Origin of the sequence: Novosphingobium piscinae (assembly GCF_014230355.1) — a bacterium.
Classification (GTDB): Bacteria; Pseudomonadota; Alphaproteobacteria; order Sphingomonadales; family Sphingomonadaceae; genus Novosphingobium; species Novosphingobium piscinae.
The window spans coordinates 92483-113956 of the sequence record NZ_JACLAX010000006.1 but is presented as its reverse complement, the minus strand read 5'-3'; the positions used below and the strand labels follow the sequence as shown (position 1 = coordinate 113956).

Sequence of the window (21474 nt, the reverse complement as noted above, 5' to 3'; positions counted from 1 at the left end):
CGCCACTCCAGTTCCAACGATCTTGCGGCGCTCATGCAGCAGAGTCGACGATCGCCGCCGCGGCATTGAGCAGGCTGCAAAGGCAATAAGGCGTCATGCCGTAATGCGACCCGCTCACCACAATGTCCCACGCCAGATCGAGCGCCTTGCGGCTCAGTAAATGGCTGACGTCCACGACAATAGCGCCATGCCTTGCGGGCCTATGAGCGGTGTCGTGCATCGACTCCGTGCAGCGAAACGGACCGCTCGCGTCAGCAGCCGCGCAGCAAACCTGATCATTGTCGAGCGCACGCAGCAATGTCACGCTCTCAAATTCGCGGCGCAACTCAACAAAGACACGCAGGCTGAACAAGGCCTGGGCGTCAATGAACGGCTGGAGCCGCCCGGCTCCGGCAACGATGTTCCGCTGGGATGCCAGCCAGGCCAGGTCGGCGGGATACCCAGAGGCCAGATTCACCGTCTTGATCGGGCGCGGTGGCGCAAACTTTGCTTGCACGGCAACAAATTCGACACTTGTCTTGTCCGGTCCGGGCAAGGCCCAGTCAAGCCAGGCGACGGCCTCCTCGGGTCGGGCCAGATTGGTTGGGCAGGCCAGAATGGCCGTGGTGCCGTCAGACGAAGCCACGAGTTTCCTGCCACATCAACAAGTCCCAGGCCTTTCCGCTGGTGATCTCCTCGAGCGTGAACTGACCGTACGCAAGGTGCGCCAGCCAGCCTTGCCGCTTGGGATACCGCGGACGCTCGATCATCCCCAGGTCGGTCAGGCCGATCGGGGCAGCCGCACTCGTCGGAGCGACGAACACGGGGGTTCCGAGGCAGGCGGCCTCGATGGCCACGTTCGATGAATGGGTCACCAGGGCGTGCGCATCGGCCAAAGCCTGAGGCAAGGGAACCCACGGCTCGCCCTGTCTGGGCTTTTCACGGATGATGATGGGCCGGTCGGTTTCGACCCTCAGCCGATGGAGCGTGGTGTCGAGCCAATCCTCGCAGCCGTGCGCGGCAGCGAAGAATTCGGTCGGTGGACATACCACGATGTTACGTCCTCCCTTGCGCCATGGATGAATCTCCAGATCGAGCATCTTCAGCCGATCGTCCGGCACCTTGCGCACCGGTCCGGCTTCGTAGGCATTCCGCGCGATGCGATAGGAATGTCCGTGGCCACGATCGAAATAGGCATGGTCGATGTAGAAGTAATGGAGGTCTTGCGCCCTGGCCTGTGCCAGAATCTTGTCACTGCCGCGCAGGACTCCCCACACCACCGGTACGTCGGGCAGTTCCCCCGTATGATCCTCGGCATAAGCCAGACGGCAACCTGTGCCGTCAGCGAAGGCCTGAATCACGGGATTTCCACCCCCTCCGCGATTGAGATAGGCGGTCAGCAACGATGGTTGGAGCGCGGTTGCCGGCAGGCTGTAATTGACGGGTCGTGCGGCGCGAACCTGGTCGCGCCCAATGGCGCAAACTTGCATCGGCCGGGGTGTCGGTCTGGCGTGCCGCGGCAGGGCCGGAAGGCACAGGGCCTGCCCCCCTGCCCCGAGCACCGCCGGTTGGACCGCAGCGATGGACTGGTTGCCGTCCGGCTCGATCAAGGCAACGGTGATCAGATCGCCCGGATGGATATCCGGCAATTCCATCTCGGAGGCGCGCAGCCAAGCTTCGACCTCGGCGACGTGAGGCAGGAGGGTAGAGTCCTCGTCGTGACGTTCCTGATCGCCACCAGGCTCCGACGGCAAGTCGGTGTTCCGCAATGCTTCGGCCAGCGCTGCCAACGCTCCGGGATCAGGTAACGCGAGATCCGGACACAGCAAGTCAGCCACCGTAGCGGCAGCACCCGCCATCACGCCATAATCCCAAGTCCCGGGTGCTGCATCGCATGCCTCACCTGCAGCGAGTGCGCGGGCCAGGTCGGCGGGCAGCGGCGCAGGCTGGGGAAAGCACACCACAGTGGTGTTGCCGGCAAGCAAAGGAAGCAAAGCCGCGCAATCCGCCACTGTCGTCAGGACGGCGGACAATCCCCACCCTTCACGCAGGGCTTCATGGCGCACCAGCGCCAGAGCAGCCGGGGTTGGCATGGCCAGAACGATCACGCACTGCAATCCGGTGAGGCCCAGGACCTGCAGCAAACCGCGGTGTAGCAGAATGTCATCGCTGCAGGCCACCCTGATCACCACGACCACGCGCCGGGCGCCGGGCTTTGGCAAATCCGCGCGGGTCGCCATCTGCCAAGCTCGCCATGCGGTGATACTCTCCGCCAGCCATGGCTCGGGCATTTGCCGACGCAACCACGCGAGGCCTGCCACCTGTGCCGGGCGCATCATTCGGCCAGCGCCACGATATCGGCGCTAAAGCGGTCCCAGCTGTAGCGTTCAACCGTTGCCCTTACGTCAGCCGGGTTGGCATAGGCCTGCTCGATCAGCGCCGCCACCTGTTCGGCTCCGGCGTCGATATCGAAAATGTAGCCGTTTTGGCCGTGTTCAATCAGGTCCGGCGCAAAACCAGTCCGGCTGGCCACCGGGATAGCATTGCACATCATGGCTTCGACGAGCGGAATCGGCCCACCTTCGAGGCTCGACAGGGAGAGGAACACGTCGAACGTGGAATAGATGCGGGGATAGTCCCGGTAACCCGCACTGGTATAGTGGAAATTGTTCTGAAGCCTTAGTTCTTCGAACCGCGCGTAGCGGTTCCAATTGCGACCGAGCAGCGTGAACTGGCGATGCGGCAAGGCCTTGACCACATCGAGTAGCAGGTCTGGGTTCTTGCGCTCGTAAAACGACGATGACAGGCCGACCACCCCGTTGCCGCGCTGGTGAGGCGCGAACAGCAAGGGGTCTGCCGCCCCCAGCACGACCGCTGTTTTCTCGACGCTGAGCCCGCGCGCGACCCAGAGACGGCGGTTGTCCTCGCAGGTAAAGATCACCCGCGTGGTGCGGGCGAACAATTCGAGGCTGCGGGCAATACTGAGCGCCGTCTCATTGCGGGGATGCGTGTACCACAGGAACACGCGGCTGTCCTTGAGGCTTTCCGGGTACTTCTGATCGAAAATCTCGAGCAGCGAGAAATGGCTGAAGAAGACATTCCTGGCCGGCGGCGGCGGCCTGACATGATCGACGACCTGCCAGCTGCCTGACTGCCGCGAACCGATTTCTTGGCAAATGGCATCTAGGATCCAGCCACGCGCATTGCTGTGCACCACAAAGGCCCACTCGCACGATCCATCCGGATCAAAATGGGGAGCATTCGGTCCAGGGCACTGCGTGGACGGAGGAGGCCGCTTGGCTTGGGCAGAGGGAACAGGCGACAAAAGGGCTGCGGCGTCATGGTCGAGAACCTCCCGGCCGAGCCGTCGGGCGACATCGGCAACCGCCTTTGCTCCATTGGACAGACGATTTCCAAGCAGCACCGCCGAACAACGCCACACCAGCGCCTCGATGCCGCGCAGTTCACCGCTGTAAAAGCGGGGTAGCGCCTTGGCGCGATTGACTGGCTTGGCGAGAGCTGGGGTTTTGCTCAGCGCCTCGGTCGAGACCAGGAGGCGATAGCCGGAGCCGTGGCTTGTGTTCAGTGCGCGCACGGCTGTCTCAACATCGGCCACCGTATCCCCGGGGGAGACCAACAACAGCGGCGTAAGGTCGGACCGGCGAGACCGCGCCAGTACGCGTTTGCCGATCGCGGCCTGCAGGAGTTCGCTCCAGATCAAGCCAAGCCGTTCTGGAGCGTAACGGGTAAGGAGGCGTGCGGCGAGAGCCTGACGCTTGGCGCGCTCGGGTGCGCTGTCGGGCCCGATGCAGGCCTCCAGGCATCTGGCCATGCTGCCCGAGAAAACGATTTCCTCGAACTCGGCCAGCGCCTCGGACCGGTCGGCGATCACCGGAAGCCCGGTTGCCAACGCCTGGATTACGCGGTTGGAGGACTTGACCGAGCAGAAAGCATCGTCCCCGGTCGTCAGAAGCGCGGCATCCGCGCGTTCGAGTTCGGCATAGACCGCGCTCGGAGACCATTTCACGTAGCGGGTCGGAAAACCGCAGTCCGCAACCAGTGCCTCGTACACGGGTCGGCTGTTGCTGATGATCACCAGTTCAAGAGGACAGGTGGCATGAAACTGCCGCAGCGCCTTCATTCGTGACTTGAGGCTGAACATGCCGAAATTGCTGTGCGCTGCACCGAAATTGCCAAACCAGACGATCCGCTTGACCACGTTCTCTGGAATTTCGTGCGGGCTGGGATTGGCCGACGTCAACAACGACGATGGCTTGCCGGTAATGAACGTCTCCGTAGCAGCATAGAGGTCCCGGGTTTCCGCAATGTCCGGAATCACGTGGCAACGCGGGCCGGTCACCCCACAATCCGCCAAGTAGGCCTCAATGCGCTCCGCCATCAGGGCACTGGGCACAGTGATCCCGTCGAGTGCTGGTGCGGCGGCCGCAAGGGCGGTTATCCCCAGACCAACTTCCTCCCGAGAGGGATACTCGATGCTGGCCAGATCATCGCAGAGATCGAGAAACAGCGGCCGTTCGAATGTGCGCGCCAGAGCAACGACATCGAACACCGATCGATCAAGCCGCTTCACGATAACGATGGCATCCAGGTCGGGTATCGCGGCCTTGAGTTCTGCGAACTTCGTAAAATAGTGGCTTTCGAAATCACGCTTGAGAACGCGAGCAAAATGATAGCAGCGATATCGCGCACTCGCTGAATGCACGTCGTCTGCCAACAGGTACCAGCCGATGCGAAGCCGATCACTGCCGGCTGAGGTGCCGGCGATCTGTGAAAGAACCGCACCGGCAAAGCGAACCTTCACGCCCCGGTTCAATCTGACCCCGTCGATTTTCATCGCTGCAACTGATCCGCCGCCCTTAACCATCAACAGTTGATTGTTAGGCGCATCACTGCACCCAGATCCGCAGGTGACTGATCGCCGTCCCGACGCTTTACGCTATGGCATGCGGGCCCCAGCGTCACAAGCAGGTTCCCGCCCGCTCCACCCTAGGCCGGAAGCGTCAATGCAGCACCCGGCACGTAAGTCCGAAACAACTCAGCGAACAGTTCATCATACGACCGATCACGATAAAAAATATAGTTGAGTCCACCTACACCGCGACGCTGATAATCGAGAATTTGTTCGACTGTAAACTTGACCTTGCGGTTTATCCGCAGCTGTTCCCACGAAAAATGCCAGCCCATATCTGTCATGGCCTGGATTATCGTGAGGTTCTTGGGGTTGTCGAAATTGATTTCGATCAGCACTGTCTTCAGTTCGGGGCGGCGCAGGACATCGGCCATGCCGCCAATGACCCGATGCTCCAGTCCGTCAACGTCGATCTTGATATGATCGGGTACAGGCAATCCGTCGGTGATGAGGCTATCCATCCGACGGCCGATACAACCTTGTGGCTTGCGGTCTTCACGACTGACTTTCCAGTCAGCAGCGAACTCCTTGTCTCCGATCCAGCTGTTTTCTTCGAAATCGTGATACGAAATTCCGAGCCCGAAATCGCTGAGCAACAGCCGATCAAGCTTATCGACATCGGATAGCGCCAGGCAATAGGCCATGACCTGACCATGCAGCCCGTTGAGATAGATGTTCTTGTTCAGTTCGGCGTAATTGAGGGACTCGGGTTCAAAGGCGTAGACTTCGGCCTGCCGCATCATCGCGGCATAGACCGTGTACATGCCGACATTGGCACCGATGTCGAACAGCACCTGCCCCGGCGCGAAACTATCGATCCAGGCGAGCGTTATGGGCTCCTTGTCGAACAGGCTGCGCACCCGCTTGACGCTCGATTTTCCGGTCGTGGCGAAACGCATGGTCCGGCCGTGGTGCGCGACCTCGGCATAGGCCTGGTCGAGCCACTTGGTTTCAATTCGCAGCTCGGCCGGTGCGACCGGAGGCCTTGCCAGCGGAGCGCTATCCGCGGGGATTGGCTCAGCGGTTTTTGGCATGAACTTGCTCAGCCAGTTTCTCATCCCGCCAGATTCCTCTTGCGCAGTTCTTCGTTCGCCTTGTCGAGCTGGTCCTCCGGGATTGGCTGGGTTGCGACCCAGTCGGCGAAGCGCCGCAGCCCCAGCTCGAGCGAGACCCGCGGGGTCACTCCGAAGCTGGCCTCCAGGGCGGACAGGTCCGCGAAGTTGTGGCGAATATCGCCGACCCGGTAGGCATGGCAGACGTGCGGTGGCACCCGGGCCCCCATGAGGCGCGCCAGCAATTGTGCGATCGCCATGATCGATGTGGCCCGCCCTGACCCAACATTGACCGTCACGCCAGCCGTCTGCGGGTTGATAACCGCCGCCAGCACGGCATTTGCAACATCGTCGACATGAACGAAATCGCGGGTTTCCTGGCCATCCTCAAAAATCGGGAGCGACAGGCCCAGCCGGATCCGGGTCGAGAAGATAGACAGGATACCGGTGTAGGGGTTCGCCAGCGACTGGCCCTCCCCGTAAACGTTCTGAAAGCGCAGGACTGCATGGGCCATCCCGGCAGCGGGTGCGGCTACCCGGACCAGTTCCTCCTGCGCGAGCTTGGTCGCTGCGTAGACCGAGGCCGGCTGCAGCCGATCATCCTCGCGCGTGGGCAAGGCTTCCAGTGCTCCGGTGCAAGCCTCACAACGCGGCTCCCAGTCATGGCGGGCCAGCTGGGCCTGTTGGCGCGGCAAGGGGTAGCGCCGCGCAGCACAACTGCCGCAGTGATAGGCTCCTTCGCCATAGACCGACCGACTTGACGCAAGCACGAAATTGCCGACCCGCCGGTCCTGCTGGTTGGACAGCACGTCGAAGATCAGGGCGGTCGCCTGGACATTGACGCGATAGTATCGCTCGATTTCATACATCGACTGCCCGGTACCGGTCTCCGCTGCGAGATGGACCACCGTGTTTACCTGCTCCAGCGCGCGCTCGACATCGGACCGGCAGGTCACATCGCCATAGACAAACTCGCTGCCGGCCGGCGGCACATACCGCAGTCGGGCGTCCTCGCCGTGGATCTGCGGAGACAGGTTGTCGAGCACTCTCACCCGCAGGCCCGCCGCCAAAAGCTTGTGCACCAGGTGGGTGCCAATGAACCCGGCGCCGCCGGTGACGAGTACCAGTTGAGACATCTATTCCCCGATCGGCAGTCAGCGGACCAGCACGAAGTGGAAGTCCTTGTGGTTGGGCGTATGGTTGATCACGTAGTCACCATAGCCCAGCTCCCGGACCGCGAAGTCGAGCAGCTGCTGGCAGTTGATGTTGTCATAATAGTGGACATGGATCGATTCCCCCCGGTCCATGAGTGCGATCAGCCGGGGATCGTCCACACTGCGGCGCAGATGGCGCGAATAATGTGCCGCCTCGGGCAGCCAGATATCCCGTGCCAGCTCGTCGATCATGCTTTCGATCGAACAGCGATGGTGCACCGAGTCTTTGGTACCGTGCAGGTCCGGGACCACCATGATCACCTTGCCGCCCGGCCGAAGCTTGGCGTGCCAGCGCTGCAGATGTCCGAGCGGATTGGCGAGATGCTCGAACACGTGGCTCCCGAAAATGAAATCGAGCGACCCGTCCGGTACCGGCATATCGGAGGCTTCGCCGACGATGTAGCTCGACCAGAGCTCGGGCCTCACCGGATACTTGCCGCCGCCATTGTACAGGCGGTTCCACTCCTCGGCGGGCATCTGCTCGAGATAGGAGACATCCCTACCCTCGCCCGGGAGAATCTGCGGCACCGGCCCCGGCCCGATCTCGATCCCCCGCCCGACGCAAAGGTCGTAAAGCCACTGCCGCGACAGCAGCTTATGATTGCCAACGAACAATGGGCGTCCGCTGCTGGTGTAGGATAGCTCGAGGTCCACCGCCCCGCAGGGCGCGAGCGGCCAGGGGATGGTCACCGGGTAAAGCCCCGCGCCGACTGTGAACTCGCCCACCACCGCCTGGTCCGCCGTGGACAGCAACCTCACCTGCGCGGTTCCACCGGCAGGTACATCCAGACGCCAGCCAACCTGAGCGGGAAAGTGGCGAAACGTCACGAACCGCCGGATATCGGGGATGCGGAACGAAGCGCCCGCCGAGACGGTCAGCCCCCGCCAGACGCCGTCGGCGTACTCACGTTTGGAGGTCACGACCTCTCCGGCCAGATGCAGGTTCGCGTCCTGGCGCCGCGCAAGATCAAACAGGTTCACGGGACTTTCCGGAAGAGGCTGGAGAAAGACATGGCCGGTCCGACCACGCTAGGATCGATCGAGTGCTGCTTCATCGCACTCGACTTCGACGATATGGCGGGACAGGTCGAGGTAAGCGTCGCTGTTCGCCGGGTTAGAGCGGCTGGCCACCGGGGTCGCCGGCTCCGGAACCGGATCGGCCGCCGCCGTGCGGGTCGCATGCTTCATGAACAGGCCCATGACATGGGCCACGCCGGCCTCGACGACATTGCGCAGGTCGGGTGCATAGTACCCGCCCCGGTTGAACGCGCCGGTGATGATTTCGTACGATGGAAAGTAGGCGACATGCGCGAAGCGCGCTGCCAGGGTTTCGGCGGCTACCCGCAACACGGCCTTGGAATACGCCGTCGCGGTGAGCACGTGCTGGTCGCGCCGGGCCGTTGCGGCCAGGGGCACCGGTGACACGGTCAGGATGACTTGCGCCCTTGGGTTGACCCGGGCCAGACCCATGAGGAACGCGGTCATGTCCGACACGACCTCGTCGCACGACTGGTTGTGGAAGGCGTACCGCTCGGGGTCGAACACGCCGCCCTCCACGCCGGGGCAGATCGGAAAGGCCGCGCCATCGGCACGCGAGACCCAGCACTCGGTCAGGCCGAGGGTGAACACGAACACGTCGAGCGTCTCGAACATCTCGCGCACGGCAGCCAGATGCTGGGCCCGGTCGAGCTCGAGCTCGGCGGCTGAGATGTATCCTCCCGGCTGGGTCGAGGGACGGAAGGGGTCGAGAAACCGGTCCTCTGATTCCTGCCAAACCGGTTCCTGCGGAACGAAGCGCCCATAGGCGCGCTCGAACAGCTGGATCAGCTGCCGGGCGGTGTAGATGTTGCCATAGCGCGCGGAGAACAGGCCATAATTGTTTTTGGCGCGCACCGATTCCGGGATGATCGGATGCCCCGGCTCCGTGACGTGGTAGTTGAACCCGCTGTTCCGCAGGTAGCGGGCAATGTGCTGCGCGAAGCAGCTGCCCGCCGTCGCCACCCGCATGGTCGGGTCGATGCGGAAGGGAAAATCGACGACCGGATCAACGCTCGCCGGATCGACTTCGGCAACGGAGCGCCGCCAGAAGGTGTGCCCGGGGGCTGACTTGTAGGGATGCTCGGTCATCTAAAGTGAACCTTGGCGCCCATCAACGACCGACGCAACCTGTTCAAGCACCAGTTTGCCATATTCGACGTTGGCGTGGGTAGCGTCATTGGCGAAATACGTTGAGTCCAGAAATCCGTTGCCATTGAAGCAGGCAACCGGCGCCGGGACAAAGCCCACGTCCAACTTTTCAGCCCAGATCCTGACCCGGCCGCATTCCAACAGCCATAACTTGCGCCGCAACTGTGGCCGGCTCAAGCCGCATGCCGCAATATCCTGCCCCCTGTACGGCTTGTTCCATCGTGCGAGCAGATGCTTGAGCATGAATTCATTGTCTTGCTTGGGTGGAGGAAATGCCAGAATATAGACTGGACCAGCCGCTGCCTGCTTCACCTTTCGAACAAGCTGCTCTGTTTCAAGATGGTAATCGAAAGTCGACGCGATAACACGCTGCGGAACCATCCAAACATCTTGGACGACACCCTCAACCTCATCAAACACAAAATCATAATCGGGATTTGATTTCACAAGCCCGATGACGCAATGATAACCACCCGGAAACGACAAGAATACCGGCGTCATTTCGTCCAGCCTGCGCACAATATCCAACGCCTGCTCTGTGGATAACGCCGAAGGATCGTTCTTCTTGTCTCCATTGCGCAAGCGGTGAATTTCGAACTGATGCGGGTTCGACACATGCGACAGAGCATCGGCCATGCAGACCGTGTGGCTCTGCCCGATGATGACCGCTCGTTTCACGATGCAACCTCGCAACCTTCACAGGCTCTGGCCGCAATCTGGCGGAGAACCTGCTCTCCATACCTGCGGTTGGCGTGCGTCACATCCTTGCCGTAATAGTGCGCCTGGAGAAACCCTCGTTGCCCCACGGTGGCAGTCGGCGGAGGCAATAGCTCGACGCTGATCTCGGCACAAAGCTTCTCAAGACTGTTGCGCTGCATCTTCCAGCAGGCCAGCCTGAGTTCGGGCGATTGCGGCTCCATCTCACCTAGGCCTTCGGCTGCAAAGCGCGATTCATGGAACTTCTTGAGAAAGTCGTTGTCTTCCTTTGGCGGCGGAGGGGTCAAGTGAAACACCCGCGCGCGCGTTGATGCCCGAATCTTCCGAAGCATGGGACCATCGGAGTTGAAAACCCCGCTCGCGATGTAACTCTCGACCACCCGAGTGGGGACGATAACACTGTCGTCGGCCACCTTCTGATCGGGGGGCAGCGATTCAATCAAGTCGAAAAAGGGCGGAGTCCGAACCGTACTCACGACAGCATACTGATTTCCGCCGATTGCAGAAAACACCGCGTCACTGGGGCTCAGTCGCTCAATTTTGCGGCAAAACTGGTCAATATCGGTATCCCCGATCTCAACCTCTGCCTTGACCTTGCGCAGGCGGTACAACTCAATCGGGGGCAATACAGGCTCGGGATTGTCTGCGCGGAAAGCGAGGGCTTGAGCTATGGCCACAGTGTGGCTGTCGCCGAACATGAGAATGCGCGGGGTGTGCTTGCCGCGGGCTGAGCCCCTCACCCAGCGCTGCAAAATCTCGAGCACGATTACCCCGTCACGACAGGCTGCATTGACTTTACCAGACTATCGAGTGCGACCATCTGCTCAAGGTAGGCCCTGAGTTGATCCAGCGGCAATGCGCAGGGACCATCGCACAACGCCTTTTCCGGATCCGGATGCGCTTCGAGAAACAGCCCGGCCAGGCCGAGCGCCATGCCAGACCGAGCGAGTGCGGCAGCCTGGGCGCGGCGGCCATCGGCGCTGTCCGCCCGGCCACCCGGGCGCTGCAGCGCGTGCGTGGCATCGAATACCACCGGCGCATAGTCCTTCATCATGTCCATGCCGAGCATGTCGACCACGAGATTGTTGTAGCCGAAACTCGAGCCCCGCTCACACAGGATGATGCGATCGTTCCCCGCCTCGCGGCACTTGCGGATGATGTGCGGCATCTCCTGCGGGGCCAGAAACTGAGGCTTCTTGACATTGATCGCGGCCCCGGTGCGCGCCATGGCCACAACCAGATCAGTCTGCCGGGCCAGGAAAGCCGGTAGCTGGATAATGTCTGCCACTTCGGCCGCGGGTTGCGCCTGGTGTGGTTCATGAACGTCGGTCAACACGGGCACGCCGAACTTGGCCTTGACTTCGGCCAACACCGCCAGACCGGCCTCCAGGCCAGGCCCCCGAAACGAAGAGATCGAAGACCGGTTGGCCTTATCGAACGAGGCCTTGAACACGTAGGGAATGCCGAGCTCGCGGGTGACCGCGACAAAGCGGCCAGCCACTTCCAGGACCGTATCGCGATCCTCGATCACGTTCATGCCGCCGATCAGAACGAAAGGGGCATCATTGGCAAAGGTGACCCCACCTGCAACTTCGACCTTCAAGGACAATATCTCTTCCTCTTTCCTGAGCCGGTGATCTCGGAGCGCTGCCCTACATCATGCCGGCCTTTTGGCAACGCAAGATCACAAGCGCAACGCCTGAGCCGCACAGTTGCGACGCACCGGCTTGGACACGCGAGCGGCCGCTGCGACCACGGCCAGAGCAGAGTGACAGTCGAGACGCCGCGAAGTCGGTTGGACAAGGCCCTTGCGACCCGGCCCATGCTTGGACATAAGCGGGGCCGAACGGGCATAGACCCGCCCACTTCGTGAAAGATTTGAAATGCCCGAAAAGATGTTGCCCGAAGCGACCACCTGGGCGGACAACCCGTATGAACCGGAGTGGGCCGAGCGCGACTTTCTCTTTTCGCCTGATGGCAACAAAGAATACCCGCAGCACGCCTGCAAGCAGACCTACCTCCTTGCCAAGCCGTTCATCAAGCAATTCCGCAACGCGCTGGACATCGGCTGCCGGGTCGGGGAGTTCACCCGCTACCTGCATCTCGATTTCGCGCACGTGTATGCCTTCGACCCCAACCTGTGGCCGGATTTCCGCCGCAACGTCGATCTTGGCCGGGTGACCCATTTCACCTGCGCGATCGGCGACGAGCGCGGCGAGACGGTCATGTTCGGGGGCGGCCATGCCGAGCGCGAGAATGCCCGGACCAAGATCGTGCCGGTCTACACGATCGATGCCTTCGGCTTCGACGCGATCGACTTTATAAAGATTGACGTCGAAGGATTCGAAAAGAAAGTGCTGCTCGGCGCGGCACAGACCATCGAGCGCTGCAATCCGGTGATCGTGATCGAGCAGAACCATGTCGTACTCGACGGGGACGCGCAGTACTCCGCGAAGGAATACCTCGAGACCATCGGCTACAAGGTGGCTGCGCTCGACCGGCGTGGCTGGGACTTCGTGATGGTCCGGCCCTAGGGCGGTGCCGTCCGACCTAGGGCCGTTAGGCCCCTGCTATCTCTTCATGGGGTTGGGCGCCACGAACGTCGCTGCGTAATTCTCGAAGAAGCTGTAGTAATCAGGGTTCTTAAAGAAGATGAAGTTGGCGCCGCCCTTGCCGCGCCGCATCAGCGATTCCAGTTTGCCTTCCGCCATGTATTCGTGCTGGTTGATGCGCAGCTGGTGGTCCGACGTGAGCCAGCCCTGCGACCGCAGCAGATCGACCAGCGCCAGGCTGTCGGGGATGGCGAAATCGACCTCGAGCAAGATGGTTTGCAGGTCGGGACGCTTGAGCGTTTCCAATGCTCCCCGGATCACCTTGCCCTCGATCCCATCGACATCGATCTTCAGGTGATTGGGGGCCGGCACGGCGCCGCGGTTCACGAGATTGTCCAACGTGTAGGAGACGCAGCCCTGCTGGGGCCGCTTGTCGCGCTCGACCATGCGACCGCCAACCACGCGGTCGTTGGACCACCAGTTTTCCCCGAAGTCGTGATGAGACCCGGCAAAACCGAAGGCACTAAGATGCAGGACCGAGACGTCGATCTCGTCGCTCATCGCCATGCAATAAGCCGTCACCTGACCGTGGAGGCCATTGGCGTAGATGTTCTTGTTAAGCTCGGCATAGTTCAGCGCCTCAGGCTCGAAGGCGAAGACCCGTGCCCCGACCACGCCGGCATAGATCGCGTACATGCCGACGTTGGCGCCGATGTCGACATAGATCTCGCCCGGCTTGAACGTTTCGACCCAAGGGATCGTCAGCGGCTCCTTGCTGAGCAGCGTGAGCGCGCGCTTGCGCGACCCGCGCGACGTGGCCACATAGCGGACGATCCGCCCACTGACATCGAGTTCGATGACCGGCAGGGTGATCGAGTCATCGCCGAGCTCGAATTCCTTGATCGAGCGGATTTCCAGAGACATCAGATATCCTTCTTGAGAGTTATGCCGGTGCGGTCACAGGGGAATTGGCGGAGTGGGCTGGCAGGTGCCGCGCATGCAGCTCCTCGATCAGCGCATCGAAGCCCAGTTCTGGCCGCTCCATGCTGGCCGGATCGCTGAAGTACATGGCCGCGAACGCCTTTTCGCCATGATAGATCTGGTGGCAGACGATCCGTGTCTCGCACAGCCAGACATCGCCCTGTTCGAACGCCAGGTGGTGTCGGGGCAGCCGGTCCATGCAAGGCGCCTTCATCCCGCCAAGCGCCACCGTATTGACATGGCGGTTGAGGTCGTCGCCGATCCGACCGCGCAGCGCTCCAAGGTCGTACTGGTCGTAGATGCTTTCGGCGTAGTGACCGATGTGATGGCTTGTCATCCACAGCCGCGGTGACTTGGCGATGTTGGTGAATATCCGCACCTGATGGAACGTTTCGGGTATGCCGAAGTTGTCCCAGTGCAGGTTCTCATACTTGGTCGAGGTGAAGCGCCAAGTATAGAGCGACTTGGTCGTCCGGTAATCCGGAAAAATGCTGGTGTAGAGTGCGTCGCACTGGGCGTTCCCGCTCGCCACCTGGTCCTGGTAGTAGGCCAGCCGGCCGGCGTCGGCTTGGAACACTGCGGCGAACACGAACTGGTCGAGCGGGTTGGCACTCTCCGGGCACAGCTGGGCGATCTTGTCGCCCCCGTACTTCTTCAGCTTGCGCAGGAACTCTGGCGGCCCATCGACGTCGAAACACAGGCTGTCGAGAAACTTGAAATCCAGATCGTAACGGAATCCTCTCAGCAGGATCAACTGCCCGGCTTCGTACCGGCGGCGAATGTCGGATCGATCCGCTTCGGTGACGATATCGAGTTCGACAATGTTGTCCTCTACCAGAGGGTCACGAATTATCGTCGCCATAGGTTCGAACTCGCGTGTTTCGTCGACTAACTAGGTTGTCGGCCGGGATCAGGTCAAGCTGGACGGTCGAGACCGTCACACGGGCGGGGGATTTGGGCGATCGCCCTTTGCCATGGCGTCATGGACTGCCGCAAACCGCGCGTTGAAGCGGCTCTCGGGGCAGGCCATATCGCTCGTCCGCATGAACCACATAAACACCATCGCTGCCTCACCGTAGTAGATCTGGTGCGAGATGAGCCGGGACTCCCCGACCCACACCTCGCCCGGGTCGAATGCCACCTTATGCTTTGGCAGCGCCTCCATCCACGTCCGGCGGGTGCCCCCCAGAAGGTCGGCATGGATGAATTCAAGCAGCGCATTCGGGTCTTTGCCGGCAAAGCGCGCAAGGCCCTGCTCTTCGTAGATTTGCCGGATATAGTCGTCTGAATGATGGCTGATGTGCCAGATGCGGGGCCGCGTATCGAGATTGGCGAAGATGCGGGCCTGGTGGAAGTCGTCGTCGATCGAATGGTTGTCCCAGTGCAGGTTCTCGAAGAAGGTCTGCGTCAACCGGATACTGGGAATGAAACGGAACGGCCGATAAGTAGGGAAGCAGATCCCGAATATCCGCACGATCTCGTCCTGGGCCCGACGCAGCGCGGTTTTCACCGCTTCGAACAGCTGCGCATCGCCGCGGCAGAGGACATCGAAGATTGCCTGGCGAAGCGGGTCCTTGAACCGGAGCGCCGGCCCGTCGCGGTCGAAGCGCGAGCGCCGCACCGGGGGCTCACCATCGAGGAATGCGTCAGTCGTGAGCTTCTTGACCCGGCGTCGGATCTCGGGCTCGAGGACAAGGTCAAGGTCCTTCTCCATGGCCGCGAAAGCCCCGAAATCGACCGGCAAGCGATAGTCCCGGATCAGCACCAGATGGCCCTGCTCGAAGAGATCGGCGAGGCCGCCGCGCGCGGCGATCTCCACAAGCGAAAGCTCGAGGACGTAGTCTTTCACATCGGGATGGCGATCGATGCGGGCCATTCAGCAGAACCCTCTACTTGCAACTGCGATACCGGACGCGTGTCTAGAAGGTCTGTGGCTCAGCAAGGAGTTCCTTGTACTTCTCATAGACCTCGTCGAAATCGTCGTACTCCTGGATCGTACCGTCACGGAAGAGCAGGAAGCGGTTGCAGGTCCCCTTCAGATAGCGGTGGCTGTGCGATACGATCAGCATGGCCTTGTCGGCGCGCTTTTCAAACAGCTCGACCTTGCACTTTTCGCGAAAGGAATCATCGCCTACGGCCATCACTTCGTCGATCAGGTAGCAGTCGAAATCGATCGTCATCGAAATGGCGAAGGCCAGACGCGCGCGCATACCCGACGAATAGACGCCGAGTGGTTCATACAGGTATGCCCCGAGTTCGGAGAAGTCCTTCACGAAATCCAGCCGGTCGTGAAAGTCTACACCGTAAATCCGGCAGATGAAGCGCAGGTTGTCGATTCCGGTCAGCTTGGCATGGAAACCGCCCGTGAAGGCCAGGGGCCAGGACACGCTCATCTCCCGCTCGACCGTCCCCGTAGTCGGTGGCTCAGCCCCGCCAATGACCCGCACCAGCGTCGACTTGCCCGCACCGTTGCGACCGAGGATCCCGACGTGTTCGCCCTTGCGGATGGTAAGGTTGATGCCCTTTAGGATCGTCCTTGGCCCGCTCTTTGTCGGATACTGCTTGGTTACGTCGGTAAGCTGGATCATTCGTAGTCCGCCTCGACGACGTGCATGCGCACCATGCCCAATGCGAGCAGCGTTAGCACGAGGTTGAAGACTATGACATAAGGCATGTCATAGTGGGCGTGCATCTTGGTACCAAAGTAGCCTTCGCGGATAAATTCAACACAATTGAGCATCGGCAGATATAGCAGGATCTCCCGCGCCTTGTCCGGTAGGCTGTCGACAATGAATGCCGCGCCGGAAAACGGAAACAAAAGGTAGGAGAAGGGTGGCCAGAGCTTGTCGACCAGGTCCGATTTCTCGGACACTGCGCCCAGCACTATGGCCAGTCCCGCGCCGAACCAGCCGAGGGTGAGCCAGCCCACCACCACCTGCAGGGCGTCTTCGGGCAGGGCCACTGCATCGAAGGCCCAGAAGGCCATGACGAGAAGTACGAAACTGGCCGAACTACCACCGAACTCGAGCAGGATCCGCGACGTGTACACATCAAGCGGCCGCACCTGGCGGTGGAACATCAAGGGCGTGTTGCCCTTGATGGCGTTGATACAACGCCCCGGCATGTTGCGCCACATCAGCATCGAGGCATAGCCGGTGATAGCGAAGGCCGTGATGGGCAGGTCCGAACCGTGAATCGTGCGCGTTGCTGTCCACAGCGCAGTAACCGCGAGAGTGAAGAGCATCGGCTCGAGGAAGAGCCACAGGAAGCCGAGATTGTTGCGCCCGTAGCGCGTGAGCATCTCGCGGATAAGGAGCGCGTGCAACACGCGGCCCTGCACCACCAGACTCTGTCGAAAAGATCCTTCCGACGAGGAATTCAAGGAATTACTGGCCATGCTCTTTGATGCCCGCCAATAGCATGGAGGCAATGCCCCAGGCCACCAGCCCAAGGGCGAGAGTGGCAAAGATACCGCGAGCGCGGCGTGGTTCAAGCGGCGCGTCAGGCAGATTGGGCTGGGTGATGCGCTCGACATAAACCTGCTGCCGGCGCGCCTCGTTGCGCGCCTCTTGCAGCGACGCGAGTGCGCTGGTCAACTGCTTGCTGGCGAACTCCTGCTCAATGAACAGCTTCTGGTACTGGACCGCACTGGCCGCCAAAGACCGATCGCCACCTGCAAGGGCACCCATTTGCTCGCGTATCGCCCCCTTGAGCGTCGTTAGCCGGTTGACCAATGCGGGAATTTGCGGATTTAGGGGCGTGAATGCGCGGAACTGGTTGAGCTGCGTCTGCGTGGTGATCACGTCGTCCTGCAGCTTCGAAATCATCGCCATCTGCGAAGTCGCCTGGATCTCGGGATCGACCACGCCCTCCCGATTGCGGAATGCGGCCAGGGCCACCCCGGCACTCCGTGCACGGGCCTGGGCATCTTCCACCTCGACCTGCGCGAACCGGATCATGTCCTTTCGCCCCCGCTCATTCATCCGGTTTACGGTCTGCTCGGCAAGATCGAGCAGGCGCGCATTGATCCGCAGCGCGTCTTGCGGTGAGTAAGCGCGGACCGTCAGGGTTGAAATCGACGTCGTCACATCGCTGTCCACCCGCACCCGATCGAGGTAAAACTTGTAAAGGTCCTCGAACGAGCCCGTCAAACCGAACGGATTGAACCGATCGAACACGGAGATGTGTGGGGCAGTGTAAGCCTTGGCGAACTCGCCGGCACGATTGATGTCCGCCAGAGCCCCGCGCGATTCGACGAACGACTTGGCCGCGAAAGCTTCCTCGCCTGCGTTCGAAAAACCGGCTGTAGCCAACACAAGTCCCAAGCCCGTCGAAGCAGGCTTTTCCGGACTGCGGACGACGTATCGCGATTCGGAAATGTAAACGTCTGACGCTATGAAGCCGAAGTACAAAACCGCGATAAGCGTCGGAAGAACGACCATGAACAAGAAAAGTCCATTAAGCCGCTTGAAACGTTTCGATTGCCGGAATTGCATATCCGTTTAAGTCTTCATCGCTTGGTTCACAACAGGGCCGCCGCAGGCGGAGCCCTCATTGGGCGCAAGCCGCCTGTTTGGCAATGCCCATCGGGTACGAAAACGCCCCAGATACACCGTAGAACGACCAGCCGGCAGCGGTACGGATGCGAACCTCACGGCCCCAACCGCGCTGCCAGCCAATCCCGCAAACCGTCCAGCAGAAAGCGCAGGACACGCACCGTGCCGTACGGCCCCTTGAACAGCCGTCCGACCAAGGCTCTGGCGTCGTGGAACACGGGTCCGCGGTGATCGAGTGTGCGATAGATCGTCCAGAACGCATCCGCGCCGACCGCCGTAGGCAGGTTGAACGCGCCGTGAAAACCGAATGTCGCACCCTTTGCGCGTTCCCGCTCATAGGAAAACCGAGCCGCGGTTTCCGGATCGGCGAAGCGGATGCCATGTCGTTGTTCAAGCCACGGCCTCGCGCTTCGGCAAATCGCCAGATCCTCCGGATGCGAGTCGGCGAAGGCGGGATCGGCCAAGACTTGCAGCAGCTTGCGGCTGCGCAGCGAAAATCCGCCGTTTCCAACACGGTGCTCTTCGAACTGAGGCCAGACCGCCCCGATGTAGTCGAACTCAAGGAAGCGTGGGTCCCAGGCCTGAGGATCGATCACGAAACCGTCCCACTGGACGATCAGGCAATGAGACGACGCGACATGCTGACCCACCTCCCCGAGCATGAAGCGCGAATAGTCAGCCGCGGAATGCAGCCGCTCAATCCGTACCCAGCGAATGCGATGATCCAGGGCAACCGGCGCCACATCGGTGAAGAGGACCGCATCGGCAAATGCCATTCTGTCTAAGCAGTGCTGCATGGCGCTGATCGTGGCCGCGACATTCACCGAAGATGCAGAGCACAGCGTGACGTCTGGCAATAAGAGACCGTTCATAGGTCAAACCGCCAAGACGAATTGGTCGGAATAGCGGCTGAGCCGATGGTGATGGGCTGGATCGATAGTCTCCGCAGTCCGCCACCTATGCTTGAGCGCCGCCAACTCGCCTGCGAAACGCATCCGGTTCACGCGGTCCCTGTCGAGCCCACGTGATTTCGACTCGTGGTGGATCAGGCATGCGCGAGGCTCATAGAACGATCGCCAGCCTCTCGCGTTCAGCTTGAGACACAAGTCGACATCGTTGAAGGCCACCGGAAACGCGTCCTCGTCGAGCCCCCCAACCGCCATAAAGCGCTCGCGCGCCACAACCAGGCAGGCCCCGGTCACAGCACTGACAAACTGCGGATACTGATGCCGCCGGAAGTAGCCCTCGGCTGTCGGATCAAGCCCCCGGTGAGCGTGCGCCGCGCCGCCGCCGACACCGAGTACAACCCCGGCATGCTGGATCGTGCGATCGGGGTATAACAACAAGGCACCGGCAGCACCGACATCGTCCCGTTGCGCAGCGGCCACCAGCCAGGCCAGCCAATCGTCCCCCAGCATCTCCACATCATTGTTGAGCAAGCACAGCATGCTGCCAGTTGCCGCTTGCGTCGCCAGGTTGTTCAGTCGCGAGAAGTTGAACGGACCGTCATCGCGCAGCACTTTTGCGCCCTTAGCCGAATACCTGTCGAGCAGAGCAAGCGTCGCCGGTTCGGTCGAGCCGTTATCGATAATGACGAGCTCGACGTCATCCCAGGCAACCTGGTCCACACCGGCGAGACACGTGCGCAGGAGGTCTGGCTGGTCACGAGTCGGAACGATGATCGAGACGCGTTGCGGCTGGACAGATGGGGTGGTTCTGGAGAGAGGTCGCGGCTTTGGCCTGGCCCTGCGGTGATGCAACACCTGCGGGATGTGGTGCACTCGTCCCTCCGCACGCTCCACCGCGGCCACCAATGCCCGGTCAAGCCCGCCAGCGAACTCGTCTGCCACTGGCTCCCATCGCCAGGCAGCGGACCCGCCGACATAATCATGATGGCGGAACAACTCGCTGTTCCACCGGGGCTTGAAGTAGGGATCGCTGCGCAGTCCATCGGAGCCGATCAGGTCATCGTCGCTGTAGACCACCTCCGCTCGCCCCAGCGCCGCCGCCGCCGCGTAATGCAGCCCTGTGCCGGGTGCAAAGCGATCCCCGCACCGGACCGGACAAATCCAAGCTATCCCGGCTGCCGCGAGATAGCCGGGGAGCTCGACTGGGTGGCGTAACCAAACAAGCGAAGCGTCATCTTGCGCCGCGGGCTTGGTTCCGATCGCCACCCTCGCAGCAAAGCCGGCGCTTTCCAGCGATTGCAAGGTCGCAGCAAGCTGCTCGCACCCCAGCATCGTATCGATGATGGCGCATATGGGAGGGCCTGCATCGGCTGGCAACGGGTCGACCGATTCACGGGCCAGCAGCAACTCGTAGGCGCGCGATGACGCCCCGATTAGTGGCTCGATGCGACTGCGCCCACGCACCCGCTTCCCCTGCACATACCACCACAGGCCAGCCAGCCATTGCCGTGGGTTCCGCCAAAACCCATCCCAGTGAACCCGTACGGCGAGCCACATGCTGGAAAGGCTGTTGATCGAGGTCTTGCGGTCACGCAATGCCGCGTTCGGCCAAGATGCGCTCGATATGGGGAACGTCAGACGGGTTGTTCAGTTCGATCGCATCCCAATCCAGCGGCGCCAGCCGAACCACGGACACCGGCAATCCCATCTCGAGAAAGCGCAGCTGCTCGAGCCCTTCAAGCTGCTCCAGCGCCGAGGGTGGCGCCTCGCAATACTGCTGCAGCGCCTCCGGGCGATAGGCATAGAGACCTAGGTGCAGATGGACCGGGGGAAACAGCTGGGCCGCCGCGGCAGCAGGGAGATAGGGCACAACGCGCTTGGAAAAATACAGCGCCCGATCCCGGCCGTCGATAACCACGGTGGTGCCGCCGACGCGGCCTGCCAGTTGGTCGCTGACCAAGTGCTCGTAGACCGATTGCGAAGCCTGGACGGCGGGCGTGGCCATGGCCACGGCCGGATTCTGCACCAGCCTATCGACCAGCCGCTCGACCATGGCAGCGGGTGACAGGGGTGCATCGCCCTGCAGGTTGACGATGATGTCGGCTGGAGCCCCGATCCGCTTGATGACATCGGCGCAGCGCTCGGTTCCGTTGGCGCATTCCAACGAGGTCATGACCACGTCACCACCGAACCTGCGAACTTCGTCGGCGATGCGATCGTCGTCGGTGGCGACAAGCACAGCCTTGGCACCGGGAATGGACTTGGCGCAGGACCAACTGCGTTCGATCAAGGTCTTGGACTCGCCGGTGGCGCCGCGCAGTGGAACGAGAGGCTTTCCCGGATAACGCGTCGATGCGTAGCGCGCCGGAATTACGATCGCAAAGGATTGGCTCACACT

Annotated in this window: 20 protein-coding genes; 1 reads left to right on the top strand and 19 read right to left on the bottom strand. The window is 61.5% G+C overall.

Translation table 11 applies throughout. The features are described 5' to 3' along the window. Positions 1–31: 31 nt before the first annotated feature. The 10 genes from H7F53_RS07945 to kdsA form a co-directional block, all read right to left on the bottom strand. Complete coding sequence (locus tag H7F53_RS07945; protein WP_185678960.1) at positions 32–625, bottom strand: hypothetical protein; 594 nt, start codon at positions 623–625, stop codon at positions 32–34. After that, a complete protein-coding gene (locus H7F53_RS07940) occupies positions 612–2318 on the bottom strand; it encodes a hypothetical protein (RefSeq protein ID WP_185678959.1) in 1707 nt (568 codons plus the stop codon). Before H7F53_RS07940 ends, H7F53_RS07945 begins: the two co-directional genes overlap by 14 nt. Beyond that, complete coding sequence (locus tag H7F53_RS07935; protein WP_185678958.1) at positions 2315–4834, bottom strand: glycosyltransferase; 2520 nt, start codon at positions 4832–4834, stop codon at positions 2315–2317. The genes H7F53_RS07940 and H7F53_RS07935 overlap by 4 nt, the downstream gene beginning before the upstream one ends. Before the next feature lie 152 nt (positions 4835–4986). After that, positions 4987–5967 (bottom strand): FkbM family methyltransferase, encoded by a 981-nt coding sequence (locus H7F53_RS07930; protein WP_185678957.1) that lies wholly within the window; start codon positions 5965–5967, stop codon positions 4987–4989. Further along, positions 5964–7097, bottom strand: a complete 1134-nt coding sequence (locus tag H7F53_RS07925) for an NAD-dependent epimerase/dehydratase family protein (RefSeq protein WP_185678956.1) — start codon at positions 7095–7097, stop codon at positions 5964–5966. The genes H7F53_RS07930 and H7F53_RS07925 overlap by 4 nt, the downstream gene beginning before the upstream one ends. Positions 7098–7115: 18 nt before the next feature. Further along, complete coding sequence (locus H7F53_RS07920; protein ID WP_185678955.1) at positions 7116–8156, bottom strand: methyltransferase domain-containing protein; 1041 nt, start codon at positions 8154–8156, stop codon at positions 7116–7118. Between the two features lie 48 nt (positions 8157–8204). Continuing rightward, complete coding sequence (locus H7F53_RS07915) at positions 8205–9302, bottom strand: GSCFA domain-containing protein (RefSeq protein WP_185678954.1); 1098 nt, start codon at positions 9300–9302, stop codon at positions 8205–8207. Continuing rightward, positions 9303–10040, bottom strand: a complete 738-nt coding sequence (locus tag H7F53_RS07910; RefSeq protein ID WP_185678953.1) for a hypothetical protein — start codon at positions 10038–10040, stop codon at positions 9303–9305. Further along, positions 10037–10843 (bottom strand): hypothetical protein, encoded by an 807-nt coding sequence (locus H7F53_RS07905; protein ID WP_185678952.1) that lies wholly within the window; start codon positions 10841–10843, stop codon positions 10037–10039. Before H7F53_RS07905 ends, H7F53_RS07910 begins: the two co-directional genes overlap by 4 nt. A gap of 2 nt (positions 10844–10845) precedes the next feature. Beyond that, on the bottom strand, positions 10846–11682 hold the full coding sequence (gene kdsA, locus H7F53_RS07900) for a 3-deoxy-8-phosphooctulonate synthase (RefSeq protein ID WP_425498157.1): 837 nt from the start codon (positions 11680–11682) through the stop codon (positions 10846–10848). Positions 11683–11962: 280 nt separating this feature from the next. Between kdsA and H7F53_RS07895 the strand changes: the two genes are divergently transcribed. Next, complete coding sequence (locus H7F53_RS07895) at positions 11963–12613, top strand: FkbM family methyltransferase (RefSeq protein ID WP_185678950.1); 651 nt, start codon at positions 11963–11965, stop codon at positions 12611–12613. A gap of 36 nt (positions 12614–12649) precedes the next feature. Here the strand turns inward: H7F53_RS07895 and H7F53_RS07890 are convergent, their stop codons facing one another. The 9 genes from H7F53_RS07890 to kdsB form a co-directional block, all read right to left on the bottom strand. Next, positions 12650–13555 (bottom strand): FkbM family methyltransferase, encoded by a 906-nt coding sequence (locus H7F53_RS07890; protein WP_185678949.1) that lies wholly within the window; start codon positions 13553–13555, stop codon positions 12650–12652. Between the two features lie 19 nt (positions 13556–13574). Beyond that, the gene (locus tag H7F53_RS07885) at positions 13575–14474 is read right to left on the bottom strand and encodes a hypothetical protein (protein ID WP_185678948.1); all 900 of its coding nucleotides are present in this window, start codon (positions 14472–14474) and stop codon (positions 13575–13577) included. Positions 14475–14549: 75 nt separating this feature from the next. Then, positions 14550–15488: a hypothetical protein gene (locus tag H7F53_RS07880; RefSeq protein ID WP_185678947.1), complete on the bottom strand. Its 939-nt coding sequence runs from the start codon at positions 15486–15488 to the stop codon at positions 14550–14552. A gap of 43 nt (positions 15489–15531) precedes the next feature. Further along, positions 15532–16200 (bottom strand): ABC transporter ATP-binding protein, encoded by a 669-nt coding sequence (locus H7F53_RS07875; RefSeq protein WP_185678946.1) that lies wholly within the window; start codon positions 16198–16200, stop codon positions 15532–15534. Next, positions 16197–16955, bottom strand: coding sequence for an ABC transporter permease (locus tag H7F53_RS07870; RefSeq protein WP_343061982.1), 759 nt, complete (start codon positions 16953–16955; stop codon positions 16197–16199). The genes H7F53_RS07875 and H7F53_RS07870 overlap by 4 nt, the downstream gene beginning before the upstream one ends. A gap of 43 nt (positions 16956–16998) precedes the next feature. Then, positions 16999–18054 carry a KpsE/RkpR family capsule polysaccharide export protein gene (locus H7F53_RS07865; protein ID WP_246438749.1) on the bottom strand — a complete coding sequence of 352 codons (1056 nt, stop codon included), beginning with the start codon at positions 18052–18054 and terminating at the stop codon, positions 16999–17001. Positions 18055–18263: 209 nt separating this feature from the next. After that, entirely contained in the window at positions 18264–19040 is a 777-nt protein-coding gene (locus H7F53_RS07860) for a DUF5672 family protein (protein WP_221773638.1), read from the bottom strand. 3 nt (positions 19041–19043) lie between these two features. Then, the gene (locus tag H7F53_RS07855; protein WP_246438747.1) at positions 19044–20672 is read right to left on the bottom strand and encodes a glycosyltransferase family 2 protein; all 1629 of its coding nucleotides are present in this window, start codon (positions 20670–20672) and stop codon (positions 19044–19046) included. Further along, positions 20665–21471 carry a 3-deoxy-manno-octulosonate cytidylyltransferase gene (gene kdsB / locus H7F53_RS07850; protein ID WP_185678942.1) on the bottom strand — a complete coding sequence of 269 codons (807 nt, stop codon included), beginning with the start codon at positions 21469–21471 and terminating at the stop codon, positions 20665–20667. Before kdsB ends, H7F53_RS07855 begins: the two co-directional genes overlap by 8 nt. Positions 21472–21474: the final 3 nt, after the last annotated feature.